Raw genomic sequence first — 12,602 nt, forward strand, 5'->3', positions numbered from 1 at the left:
CGCAGGTCAATGGTGTTGTGCCCCGGGCAACCCGCCCGGCCGACATCAAGAGGACCGCTGATGACCATCATCGCGAGAATGGCCAAGGTAGCCGCAGCTGCGGCTGCCACGGTCGCTGCAACGACCATGTTGACGGGCACGGCCCACGCTGGGCCCCAGCACCACGGCACCTACCCCGATGCGGGTTCGCCGGCCTGCAACCAGAACGCGGGACTCATCGCGACGCGCGGCATCGAGACCGAGTACGGCCAGGTCGTCTCCTACGTCGACGTCTACTACTCCTACAGCTGCCAGACCAACTGGATCCGGGTCCGCGGGAACCCCGCGGGCGGGCAGACGCTCAAGAGGATCTGGTCCGATGCGGTGCCGGGCGAACTGGTGGAACCCCCGGACTACTACGACCAGCCGAGCTACACCAAACAGGTCTACGCCCCTGGAGCAACGTGCGTGCGCTTCCAGGTGAAGCTGACCTGGCCCGACGGCCGGCACTACGCGGAGACCTACACCGCCGGAGCGAACCACCAGGTGGTGTGCTGACGGGGGATCAGCAGTATCCGGACGCCGCTTGACGAAGCGTGATCGGCCCACGTCGGCTGCGTGCTCTCCACGCGAATGCGCAGTCGACGTGGCTTCCGTTGGACTGGAATACGAATCGAGTTGTCCGATTTGAGTTACTGATGTCGAGCTGGCCGTGCATCCGTGTTCCTGCCAGATCTGGGCCGGTGCGGCGCTGCAGAGAACTGTTCTCGTTGATTCGTCCGGCTGATGACGCGAGTCAGTCTTCCATCCAACGATCACCTCATCGCGCCGCTGTGGTACCCAGTGGCGGTGACGTTGCGCAGCATTCTCGTGATCACGCTGTCCGCTCCGGCGGCCACGCTCGTCGTGTTTCTCGGGTTCATCGTGTTCGCGCGGGCCAGCTTCGTTCTGAGCGATCTGGTCCGAGAGACCTCCAACGGCGCGGGCAATCGTGTCACCGCTGTTCCAAGGATGCTGTCGCTAAAGGCGCGCAGGATCGTGTTGCGGACCAGGTGGCGCCAGTCCAGAACAGGCTGGTTCGTCCACGTCCTGAGTGACCTGACCGGCCCGTTCGCGCGCACCGTGTACTCACGGACAGTGTGGATGCTTTGCGTGGGATTCGTCGCCTCGGTCGTGGTGTGCTCACCACGCCTGGCGGGACCCTTGATTCAGGGCCGCGAAGTCTCGGCTGCGGCTCTCTTTCCTCCCGCGGTCGTTCTCGGCACGCTGCTCGGTGTCGTGTCGTTGTTGCGTGCGATGTCGTACTCGGTGCGCGCCTACCGTGACCCGGTCACCGGCTCCCTACCCCGCTTCGTCTTCCCCGTCGGCGAGGTTGCACTGGCCCGCCGCGTGGAGTTTCAGCGCCGCGTGTACCTGTGGTCTCAGTTGCGCTTCTGCGCGGGCGCGTCCGGCATGATCGGTGTGCTCAACACGCTTATCGCCTACGGCGCCACGACGGCGTCCCCCGCTCCGCCACGATCGCCCGCAGCAGCGCAGTTCACGACCCAGGACCTGGTCGACCTGTTGTGGATGGCGAGTTTCGTGCTGGTCTGGCTCGTCGTGACGATTGTGAAGTGGGCCGTCGACCGGTCCATGCCCTCCACTGTCGCTGCGGTCCTGGCCCACCGTTGCATCCACCTCGACACGCAGCACTCGCCGATTCGGCGCTGGGGCGTGGTCGACCCGCTCGGTCGACGCCGGGCGCACCTCGCGCGCACCTCACGGACACTGACTGCGGCTGCGCGGCGAGTGGACATCGTGTCGGGCGATCACCCCATCGGTTCCGTACTGCACGGGTGTGCCCGCCGACTGCGTCTGTTCTTGGCCCGCACCGACTCACTTGCGCCTAGCTACCCGCCCGAGGTCACTCAAGTCCTGCGTGACGTGATCATCATCGTTGCCGGTCCCGCGACCCTACGACTCCACGCCGAGATCGCTAGCAGGATCGATGCGTTCGACAGCGAGGGCGCACCTTTGCCGGTTCTCCGCGCCACGCGGTCCACCTGGTTGTCTAGAGCCGCGCGGAGCGCGGCCGACTCACTGGAGACCTACTCGCGATTCAGTACTTCATTTTGGAGCGTGGCGACCTTGATCATCGTTGTGGTCCTAATCGCCACTGGCCGGCTCGACATCACCTCCTTCGAGCTACAGAAGTAGCGCGGCCGAGACCGGAACCACGCAGGCGTCGGCGCGGGAACCCAGTCCACCGCACCTTTTCGCTGAGCCGCTTGGGTCTGCTGCACGAGTAGGTGACAGTTGTAGTCACGCAGCCTGACTGGCTGACGCGGACATGATTACTTCGTATTCGATGGGGGTCAACCTGCCGAGACCGGCTTGGCGTCTGCGGCGGTGATAGGTGCGTTCGATCCAGGTGACGATCGCGATCCGCAGCTCGTCACGGGTGGACCAGGTGCGGCGGTCGAGAACGTTGTTCTGCAGCAACGCGAAGAAGCTTTCCATCGCCGCGTTGTCACCCGCCGCGCCCACCCTGCCCATCGACCCGGACAGGCCGTGGCGGGCAAGTGCACGGACGAATTTCCTTGATCGGAATTGCGATCCGCGGTCGGTGTGCACCACGCAGCCAGCGACCTCACCTCGCCGGGCGAGGGCGTTGGTGAGCGCGGTGACGGCGAGACGGGACTTCATCCGGGAGTCGATCGAGTAGCCCACGATCCGGTTGGAGCAGACGTCCTTGACCGCACACAGATACAACTTTCCCTCTGTGGTGCGGTGTTCGGTGTAGGGGTCGGACCCTGGCGCCCTGCCAGCATTTCTGCTGGTGGGTTTCCGGGGCCCGCCCTCCGAACCGGACGTGCGACTTCCACCGCATCCGGCTCTCCACGTGTTCATGCCACTGGGGCAGCAATTCTGGTTGGCGCGCTTGCCCACGGCGTGGGGATGCGAGCTCCCTGGTAGCGGTAGCGCACGATGGCCACCATCTCCGGGCGGAACAACTCGATCCTTCCGGCGCGGATCTGCCATCCTGGCAGGAAACGCCGGACCAGGGTGTGCATGTTCAGCCCGACGTGTCGTTTGCGGAGCCAGCCGACGACCCGCCAGAAGGCGAAGTGGTCGACATAGCCGAAGGTCCGCGACGACACGCCGTGCTGGAAATAGGTGCACCAACCCCGCAACACCGGGTTGAGCCGGTGCAGCAGATCCGCGAGCGTTCGATGGTTCGCTCGACGGGTCAGGTCTCGTATCTTCCCGACGATTGAGGCCAGCGCCTTTTTCGACGGGTAGGTGTAGACCGCCCGCTTGCCAGTTCGGCTCCGCCAGACTTGGCGCTGGATGTGCCAGCCCAGGAAGTCGAACCCCTCGTCGATGTGACAGACCCTGGTCTTCTCCACCGACAGGCGCAGGCCCATCGGTGCGAGCACCGCGGCAACCTCGTCCCACAACGCTTCGGCATGCTCGCGACGGCCGCCGACCATGACCACGAAGTCGTCCGCGTAGCGGACGAGTTTCATGACCGGGCCACCGGCGCGGCGGTGCTTGGCGCGTGTCCACTCCGGACCCAGCGCCGCCCACTTCCGGGCGAAGTGCTCGTCCAGCACGGACAAGGCGATGTTGGCTAGCAACGGCGACAAGATCCCACCCTGCGGGGTGCCGGTGGTCGTCTCGCGGTGCAGACCCTCCTCGGAGAGGATCCCGGCCCGCAGGAACGTCGCCACCCAACCCAGAACCCGCTTGTCGGAGATACGTCCACGCAGCCGCGCCAGGAGCGCGGTGTGGTCGATCTCGTCGAAACACGCCGCGATGTCGGCCTCGAACACCCACTCGTAGTTCCGAGACGGTGAGGCGAGGTAATGGATCTCGGCGATCGCGTCCTGGGCCCGGCGCCTCGGACGGAAACCATAGGAACATGGCTGGAAGTCCGCCTCGAAGATCGGCTCGAGCACCAGCTTCACCACGGCCTGCACGACCCGGTCCGCGGTCGTCGGGATCCCGAGACGCCGGATCTTGCCCGACGCCTTCGGAATCGTCTTCTCCCGCACCCGCTGGGGAACGAACTGCCCGGCCTTGAGCTGCGCTCGCAGTCGTGACAGCAGTTCCCCGGCGCCGAAGCCGACAGATCGCGGAGCGATCCCGTCGACCCCGGCGGTGCGTGCGCCCTTGTTGCCCCGCACCCGTTCCCACGCGACCACGAGGAAGAACGGGTCATAGACGAGATTATGGAGATCATCGAAGCGCCGACCAGGATCGGTCTTCGCCCAATGGTGCAGCTTTCTCTGCATCGCGAGTACCCGCAGTTCGGCCTCGTCGAGGTCAGGCCACGGATCACCGATATTCACCAGCGCACTCCTCGTCCTGCTTCCGTGCTGCGAACACGCTGGACCCCTTCGCCATGCGACCGGCTTTCCCGATCTCGGACTACTACGGGTCCTCCGCCCCACCCCGGCAGCGTCAGCTGACGACGAGCCTTCCCACCACACCACCGGCCGCGGTGCGGGTCGGGGACCGCCGGGATGGTTCCCACGTTCACTGCTGATCCGATCGACGGGGCCGGCGCCCAGCTATGCCCCTGCAACATCGCCACGGCTACGCCGCAGACCTTCACCGTGGCCTCCCGACCGGCGACATCAACCAGCCCAGGAGTTCCCCTCGTGGCAGCGCGATCGTGCTCGCCGCCGTCCGGGTGCGCGTTGCTATCCAGCCCAGATCCGCCAGATTGGAGCTGGTGGCTCTCTTGAGAGGCGTTCAGCCGCTGGTTCCTCACGTGCGCCCTTCCGTCTCGCTTGCCGGGCCCGCACCATCTGGCAGTACTGGCCCGTCCCGGCGTTGTCGGGGCGGCTTACCGCCCTCACCCCCGCCTCGGGGATCAGGCTGCCCCCAGCTTCACCGCGTCGCTGCGACGACACGGCGGTGAAGGTCTCCCACCTCCACTCGGTCCAGCAGCGCCTCGTGGCGCTCGATGTCGGTGACCCACAGTTCGTTCGGTTTCAGTCGGTGGAACTTGCGGTTCACCAAGCAGCGGGTGGTGCAGGCGGAGCAGCAGCGCCTGGGTCGCTAACGACTTCCAGCGGACGTCACTGGGTTCCAGTCGTCTGCGGGTAACCAACGAGCCCATGCGTCCGATGTCCTCGAGTAGGCCGTCCCGAGGGCAGGAGCACTCCATGGACTCTCCAACCGGTCCGAACGACCGTGACGACGGTTGGCAGGCGCAGGCCGTCGGCGTGGACTACCCGAACCAGCACCGGCCAGGCGGGCCTGAGCCGTACACCGAGCAGTGGCTCCACCAGCGCAATCATGATGCGCAGGCAGCGGTACACCAGGCATGGTCGAACGCCATCGCCGCGCAGATGGCCGCACGGCCAGTTCCGCCGCCTCAGCCGCATGACCCTGGCACGCCTTCTGAGCCGCCGTCGCCCAACCCGTGGAGCCCGTTCGACCCCGCCGACGTGCACTCGGACAGTCCGTACGCAGCGCTGTCCTCACCCGCGCCGCCCGCCGGGTCGTACCGCTCGGTGCCGCGGGGGAGCGGCAGCCAGGTGGTCCGGCGGCTCGCCGGGTGGATCCCGGCGGTCGTCGTCCTCGCGGTCGTCGGGGCCGCAGGAGTGTGGTTGAGCGACCTGCACTGGCCCGACCCGGACAGGCGTGAGGAGCTGAAGGACTCCGCGACGTCCTTCTGCCGGCAGATGGCAGCGGAACGCCTCGGCACTCCGGCTGACGCCGAACTGGGACACAGCAGCGTGACCGCCTCCGACGTGGACGAGTACTTCGACTACTTCGTGGTCGCCACGGTCCAGTGGTCGGCAGGAGCGGACACGCCTGCCCGCAAGGACTTCGAGTGCAGGGTCCGGTACAACCGCGACACCAACGGGTGGACGCTGCACCGAATCGACGGCAGCTGAAGGTGCCGTCGCGCCGAGCCGTCCGCGCACCTCGCCGGTCGTGTCCGGGCAGGTCGCGATCACGTGCTGGTTGGTGTGCGGACCGTCGAGCGCCCTGTCCGCCTGCCGTGGTCGACGCTTGGGCGCAGGCCGGCGGTGCGCTCGCCCGCGTCCATGAGGAGTTCAACCGGATGCACATCCTCCTCGACGACGGCACCGAAGAGGTCTGGGAGTTCGACCAGGCCTGGTCTGGAGCGCGGTGGCGAGGTCGGAGGGGCACTGCGCAGACCGGTCGCGCTGTACCTGCTCACCGCGCTCGCCGCGGTGCTCGGACAGCTGCTCGTGGGCCGGTAGGCCGGTCACGCCGCACGGGATGCGGTGCTGCAGAGCGCCTACGTCCGGGTTGCCGCGCGGGTCCTGTTGCGGGGCAGGGGTTGGCGACGTCGGACGCGCGCCAGTTGTGCTGCCGGACTGCGTAATCCGGCAGCACAGCCCGTCCCCGGCGGAACTAGGATCGATTGAGCCCGCAGTACGAGTACTACGCCCTGCTGACCGACCTCCACCCGGAAGTCGGCGACCCTGGTGGGGTCGTGCGCCGCTGGACCGACGACGCGGGGCAGGTCCGGGACAAGCGCTACTCGCGGCGACTCGTCTGGGAGAGCACCCGCGAGCTCGCCATGCTCGAGAACGGCGAGTGGGACGCGAAAGAGCACCCGTATGGGGTGCCAGAACTCTGCACACATGCGTTGAGCTGCGGTGGTCGGGTCCTGTCGTTCGGTCGGCATGATCGTGGGCGTGGCGCTGCGACTGCTGTACCTCATCTTCGTCAAGCTGGGCGGCTGGTTGGTCCTGCTCTGCCGGTCTTCAGCAGCGAAGGAAGTGGAGTTGTTGGTGTTTCGGTATGAGGTCGCGATGTTGCGCCGTACTCATGGTCGACCGCGGTTGGACTGGGCTGACCGCGCTGTGCTGGCCGCGTTGGTGCGGCGGCTACCTCGCTGGCTCCGGGAGCACCGCTTGATGTCGCCGGGCACGGTGTTGCGGTGGCATCGGCGCCTGGTCGCCAAGAAGTGGACCTATCCGAACCGGAGTGGTCGCCCGCGGGTCGATGAGACCGTAGTGGCGTTGATCGAGCGTATGGCGCGAAAGAATGCCGGCTGGGGTTACCGGCGTTCCTTCATAAAGCAATTACCCCACCGAGACGATTACTCTCGTGGGGTAATTCCGTGTCCGAGGGGGACTTGAACCCCCACCGGTAGCAAGCTTGCGCGGTTTGTGTGTTCATGTAGGTATGGATAGATCGCCGCCAGATTAGAGGGCCAATCAGGCTGTATTCTTATGGCGGATTAGTCAGCTGATAGCTGGTTGTCCTTGAGGGTCGGTTGACCAGATTTCGGGTTGTGCGGCGCAATGCTGACCGCTGGTGCGGAGTAATATCATTGCCGCGAAGCCTGAATATTTTTCCTATGGGTGGCTATCCGTCTTCGGCAGTCTCTCAATGGTGGCCCATGTGTGTGTCGGCTGTAACCGCTATGGTCCACGGGTGGCGACCAGTAGCAGTGGGGGCTCAGCGGCGGCTAGCGGCTTCAGGTTCGAGATTCAGGTAGGCGCCATGCTTGCCACGCACATGCTGGCGGAAGTTCCCTTGCCAGCGAGTGCGGCGCGGCCGTGGCCACGTACGGCGAGCTGGCTCACGCATGTGGGGCTGCAGGCTGGTTACCCGGTTGACGACATCGTGGCCTTCACCAGCAACGAGGGTTTCGTCGCCATACAGGCGAAGAAGAGACTCCAACTCGGCTCGTCGGAGACGTCACCGCTTGCGCAGGCGCTCGAGCAGGCGGTGCAGATGTTCCTTCGAAGGCCACCCAACGGGGGAGCGGAGCCGGAGACGGAGCGGGACTGGAACCCGGCCATCGACCGCATCGTGATCGCAACTGACATGGAAGCTCCGAAATCGGTCCACCACGACCTAGTCGCCGTGGTAAGCCGGTTGGCGTTGGCGCCTCCATCGTCCGGTGATGAGCAACTGACTAACAATGCAGGTGAGCGAAAGGCGTTATCCACCTTCAGAGAACACGTGCGGCGCCTCTGGAGGCGGGAGACGGGCTCTGAGATTACGCGCGACGTTTTTCAAACGTTCTGTTCAGTGGTTCGAGTGATGGCGTTCGACCTCCAGCCGGGCGGCCGGGACCTGCAGACTGTGCATGCCTTGCTGGCCAGCGGGATGGTCGATTCCTCCCGGGTCGATACGGCCTGGCGCAGTCTGCAGGTGACCTGCAACAACCTTTCAGCCGACCGAATGTTCACCAACGCTCAGGACCTGTGTGGTGAGCTTGCCGCAGACGGACTCGAGTTCAGACGAGTCATCCAGCCTCAGGGCGAGGTCGGTCCGATCTTCAGCCCAGATGTCGTCCTTCACGGCCCTTTTGCCAGCGGTGAGCTGAGGGACCAGCTCACTGGCGCGGATAACCTGTCCAGCTCGGACCCGAGAGCTGCTGCCAAGCAGTACATGTCGGTGATGGCAGCCTTGCAGGGAGGCGGCTACATCCATCAGGCGGCCAGCCTGCAGCCGCAACTGACGCGGGCGTTGCGGGCGAGTGGACAGCACAACGCAGCGGTGCGCGCGGCCGTTGTGGCAGCCTGGGACCCAGTGCGCCGTGGGGAGGTTCCCTCCCAATTCCCCCAAGAACTTAGGCTCATGGACGAGTTCCAACAGTCGCCGGAAGTCTCCGCGCGAGTTGGAACGGCGGTGTTCGCCGTGTTGCGCTACGAAGCTGGCGACATGTCGTTGCCAGACGTCGTCGAGCGGATCACGGCTGTGCGCGATGATGACGAGTTCGCTGGTGAATTGCTGCTGTGGTTGGCGGAAGAGGCGCTCGCTGCTGGCAGCCCTGATGCCTTCGAGAGCTTGTGCGACCGCGCTCTCAGGCATGCGGAGACAGCGTCCGACAATGCTGTGGAGTTCGTCGGGCGCATACGAATCGCCGTGGCGGAGTGTCGTGGAGACTGGTCGTCCCTGTTGGCGTCAATCGAGGCAGACTGCGGTCCTGCACTGCGAGTGTTGGCGCACGCTCGACATGGGCAGGCGCTCGCGCGGAGCAATGATGTCGCGGCCGCAGTTGAAAGTTACAAGCAGGCGGTCGCCAGCGGCACTCGTGAGCAGATGTACGCCGAAGTGCGCACGTGGCTATACGACCTGCGTAATCTGCGTTTCGCTCTTGGCGGTCCGAGCATGGGTTACGAGACGCACTACACCGCGCAGTCGCTTCCCTGGAGCCACAAGCTCAGCGTGTTCGAGGGCAAGGATCAGCTGATGGCTCGTGGTCTGGAAGCACTCACCTCGGAGGATCATGATCGTGCGCACCGCGCGTTCATGCGCTTGAGACACCGAATGTCGACCGGGGCAGCGCTGGCGAATCAGCGGCAGTGTGAAGAGAGCTTGGGTACCGCCCAGAGCGATGGAAACGTGCGGCTGGCCGTCGGCCACTATCTGCGCGGCGCCAAGCACAAGAAGGCGGCAGCGCTGCTGCAGAAGCAACCCGATGAAGAACTGACGCCCGAGCAGTCATGGGTCGACGGGCCGCTCTGGGAAGCGAGGGCCGCGTACGAGTTCCTCGGCGCGCATGGTGATCTGGTTCCCGAACAGCACGCGTGCGAGCTGTTCGAGAAGTTGGAAGGACGTCTGATCACTGCGGGGCCCGTCCGTGGCTGGGCGATTCTGGGAGCGAACGAGACTCTGCTCAAAGCTCTTGCCGCCTTGGTATGGGCCTCGTCACGTGATGCGGCAGGTAGGTTGCTCGCTCGCCTAGCGCCGATTGCTGGAACGGGAGGGCTAGGGCGGACCATAGAGGCGCACGTCGACTTGGTTCTGGGGTGCGCGCGGATGCACCCCAACCTGATCGTCGATGCCGCACACCAGTTCGCAGACTTGGTGTGCATTACGGAAAGAGCTGTGCCCCGAGCCATCAAACGTGCTTTGGAGCTCCTGTCGCCGGCGAAGAAGTATCTAGTCGAGCGGTTATCAGCTGCCGTCGCCGCGGACGAAGCACCGTGGCTCATGCATGTGCTGGACGAATTGGACGTGCGGACACCTGTTGTCGTCGAGTACGCCCACAAAGCGCTGGAGGCTGCGGCACGACCACGCACCTACACGCCAGGCTCTGCAGGTTTCGGGAGTGACCTCGTGAGCGTGGCCAGGTTCGCTCGCATCTGCGACCCGGATCGCCGCGCCCGGTTTGTGACCGCCATGCTCGAGATCGCCCTGGAACAACGAGAGTTGAACGTCGAGCGTCGCGAGGCGATCGACGCGATCGCCGCCTTTATCCAACGGTGCGGTGTTGTGTCGCTCGATACCGGCCTTCGGACCAGGATCCTCGACGCCATACGACCAATCGCCGCCGGACAAGGAATCAGCAGCGGCGAAGATGATCCTTTCTCTCTGCGGCTCACCTCCCCGAAGGAACTGGTGCTCGCGGCTAACAGACTGCTGGTCATCGCCGCCGAAGACGAACAAGAACGAGACCGCATTGCTCGCAACCTGTTGCTGACCCTCATGGACGGCGACATCGAGAACCCTCGACTGCTACAGAGTGCACTGGCTCAGGCGCCGGCAAGCACCTTCAGGCACGACCTGCTTGCGCTCGCCGTTTCACGCTCGCCGTCGATTCGGGCTTTCGCCGCACGTTGCTGGGCAGAGATCGACAACAGCGAGGAAGACATCGGGCGACGTTTGGCTGCTGACCCCTCCGGAGTCGTACGACTAGCACTCGCTCACGGCCTTGCCGCCACGACAAAGACCAACACTGATGACATCCACATGATGTTGAGCCACGACTGCAGGTTCAGCGTTCGCGCAGCGATCGAGCGGACACCGTAGCGCTTGAACTACTGGCGACGTTCAAGCGTGGCCGAGTACGACAGGTACCTCGTGTTCGGACCCTCGGCGTGCCGCCCTGTCAGGACTGCGGCAGGCGCGAGAATGTCAGTATGACGGACACCGCCGAGGGGGCCGAGAGGCCGAGGCCTATCGTTCACCCGCTTCCGACGTCGACGACGGTGAAGCAGCTGTACGGGACGGCCTTCCGTTGCGCGAAGCCCGACTGCCGCAAGCCGCTGTACCGGATGAACAACGACACCGGCGAGACGATTCTCAACAGCAGGGTCGCGCACATCCACGCGCGGCGGCAGGGCGGTCCTCGTTGGAAGGACGGGATGTCCGCGGAGGAGAACCGAAGCGCAGACAACCTCCTGTTGTTGTGCGAAGAGCACGCGTTCGAGATCGATGACACCTGGGAGCACTACCCGCCTGAGCTGCTGCACGAGTGGAAGGAACTGCAGCTGAGCGAGCATCACGAGCAGCCGACCAGGGCTTGGCCGTTGAGCGACGACGAGGCCCGCGAGGTAGCTGAACTGTCGTTCACGCCGCACGAACTCGGGGTCGCGCACGCTGCGGCGTCGACGGTGGTCAACCTCGCCCGCGCGGTGGGGCAACTGATCGAGACCGCGCGGCATGAACGTGAGGCGGCGCAGCGGGCTTCGGTCGCGTGGCAAGGGCTCCGTCGCCAGGCGAACGACCGCATGCCCATCTACAGCGCTGATACCGGTGAGCGGTTGACCGTTGAGCCATCGCACTACGAGACGGTTCCCTATCGGCAGGCGCTTCTGGAAGCGTTGCAGGAAGCTGTGAAGGTCCTGCGCCCTCTGGCAATTGTGGTGATTGCGGAGCTGCACGCCATTTCGGCGATCGAGCAGCGGCTCGTACCGTGGTGCCAGTGGGTGGAGCGTTCTGCGGGCGACGTGGTCGACGCAGCGTCAACTTGGCCTCACCCCGGCCATGTTGACGATGACGAGGGTCTGGTCGAGGCGATTACTGCACTGCAGCGGGCTTCCGCTGCCCTTAGCGCCGCTTGGAGACGTGATGATGTGGCCGAAGCTCCGCCAGCTCCTCCAGAAGTCGAGGAGGACGTCGAGACCGAGTCGCAGCGTCTCGCCCGCGAGCACCGTGAGCTGCTTGACTCGGCACGGCCGTGGTCGCGGGTGGATAGTCGGCCGTTTGATGCGGAGCTGTGCCGACGGCTGCAAGCTGCAGCACCATACGCGGCGACGTTGCCAGAGACCGTGAGCTTCCTTTCTTGGTCGTTGTCGACGACGGCCAGGCTTGCCGCAGCCGTGGCGCGCAACGCTGACGACGCCACGTTCGCCCGGCTGATTGACGAGGCCGCCGATCAGCAGCCGCTCGCGGTCGCCGCCCATCTGCTTCGCGAGTTGATGTTCATTGCCCGGAAGGCAGAGCGTGCGGAGTTGGCCGACGCGGCTGCTGACCGAGTCTCGCAACTGCTTCAGTCGCAGTCGTGGCAGGAATCGCAGCTCTGGGCGGCCAACGAACTGCACATGAAGCACCTGATGGGCTGGGCTGCCCACCTCAGCAGCAATGAGAACGTAGGTGAGTTGGTCGCGACGGCTTTGGCGGCAGACCCAGGCTTGCTGCCCTGCATCTTGCGCGGGATCGCACAGTGGAGCGAGGAACGCGACATCAACACCATGCGGTTCGTGGGGATCAATTGTGGCCTGCGAGAACTGCCGGGATGGCTGCCGGTTAAGCAGGTGACGGCCGAGATCCGTCGGCAGATGCCCGACCTCCAGCCAGCCCTGTACGAAGGCGTGCAGGCCGAAACTGACGTAGTGCGGGACCTGGCTTCTCAGCTGCTCCGGCTGGCGGCCGACCAGAACACGGGCGAGCTGACATGACGGCCC

General features: G+C 65.2%; 8 protein-coding genes and 1 pseudogene. 6 read left to right on the top strand and 3 right to left on the bottom strand.

Translation table 11 applies throughout. The features are described from left to right. Positions 1 to 78: 78 nt before the first annotated feature. Both ND450_RS08410 and ND450_RS08415 read left to right on the top strand, forming a co-directional pair. Positions 79 to 537, top strand: coding sequence for a hypothetical protein (locus ND450_RS08410; RefSeq protein WP_253325579.1), 459 nt, complete (start codon positions 79 to 81; stop codon positions 535 to 537). 291 nt (positions 538 to 828) lie between these two features. Beyond that, positions 829 to 2,175, top strand: a complete 1,347-nt coding sequence (locus ND450_RS08415; protein ID WP_253325580.1) for a hypothetical protein — start codon at positions 829 to 831, stop codon at positions 2,173 to 2,175. A 105-nt stretch (positions 2,176 to 2,280) separates the two neighbouring features. On the opposite strand, the pseudogene ND450_RS08420 reads toward ND450_RS08415, so the two are convergent. The 3 genes and pseudogenes from ND450_RS08420 to ND450_RS45690 all read right to left on the bottom strand — a co-directional run. Next, a pseudogene (locus tag ND450_RS08420) lies at positions 2,281 to 2,757 on the bottom strand (IS3 family transposase); the annotation flags it as partial. A 107-nt stretch (positions 2,758 to 2,864) separates the two neighbouring features. Beyond that, positions 2,865 to 4,313 (bottom strand): group II intron reverse transcriptase/maturase, encoded by a 1,449-nt coding sequence (gene ltrA, locus ND450_RS08425; protein WP_253325581.1) that lies wholly within the window; start codon positions 4,311 to 4,313, stop codon positions 2,865 to 2,867. Between the two features lie 544 nt (positions 4,314 to 4,857). Then, the gene (locus tag ND450_RS45690; RefSeq protein ID WP_256557469.1) at positions 4,858 to 4,986 is read right to left on the bottom strand and encodes a hypothetical protein; all 129 of its coding nucleotides are present in this window, start codon (positions 4,984 to 4,986) and stop codon (positions 4,858 to 4,860) included. Between the two features lie 149 nt (positions 4,987 to 5,135). On the opposite strand from ND450_RS45690, the gene ND450_RS08430 reads away from it, so the two are divergent. The 4 genes from ND450_RS08430 (at position 5,136) to ND450_RS08445 (ending at position 12,596) form a co-directional block, all read left to right on the top strand. Continuing rightward, positions 5,136 to 5,873 carry a hypothetical protein gene (locus ND450_RS08430; RefSeq protein ID WP_253325582.1) on the top strand — a complete coding sequence of 246 codons (738 nt, stop codon included), beginning with the start codon at positions 5,136 to 5,138 and terminating at the stop codon, positions 5,871 to 5,873. 774 nt (positions 5,874 to 6,647) lie between these two features. After that, a complete protein-coding gene (locus ND450_RS08435) occupies positions 6,648 to 7,094 on the top strand; it encodes an integrase (protein WP_253325583.1) in 447 nt (148 codons plus the stop codon). A gap of 367 nt (positions 7,095 to 7,461) precedes the next feature. Next, positions 7,462 to 10,725: a hypothetical protein gene (locus ND450_RS08440; protein WP_253325584.1), complete on the top strand. Its 3,264-nt coding sequence runs from the start codon at positions 7,462 to 7,464 to the stop codon at positions 10,723 to 10,725. 179 nt (positions 10,726 to 10,904) lie between these two features. Beyond that, on the top strand, positions 10,905 to 12,596 hold the full coding sequence (locus ND450_RS08445; protein ID WP_253325585.1) for a hypothetical protein: 1,692 nt from the start codon (positions 10,905 to 10,907) through the stop codon (positions 12,594 to 12,596). The last annotated feature ends 6 nt before the right edge of the window (positions 12,597 to 12,602 follow it).

Origin of the sequence: Lentzea sp. HUAS12, assembly GCF_024125735.1 — a bacterium.
Lineage (GTDB): Bacteria > Actinomycetota > Actinomycetes > Mycobacteriales > Pseudonocardiaceae > Lentzea > Lentzea albida.

Excerpts from the sequence above, each read along its gene's own strand:
- ND450_RS08410 (WP_253325579.1), top strand. The coding sequence starts at position 79 with ATGGCCAAGGTAGCCGCAGCTGCGGCTGCCACGGTCGCTGCAACGACC.
- ND450_RS08430 (WP_253325582.1), top strand. The coding sequence starts at position 5,136 with ATGGACTCTCCAACCGGTCCGAACGACCGTGACGACGGTTGGCAGGCG.
- ND450_RS08440 (WP_253325584.1), top strand. The coding sequence starts at position 7,462 with ATGCTTGCCACGCACATGCTGGCGGAAGTTCCCTTGCCAGCGAGTGCG.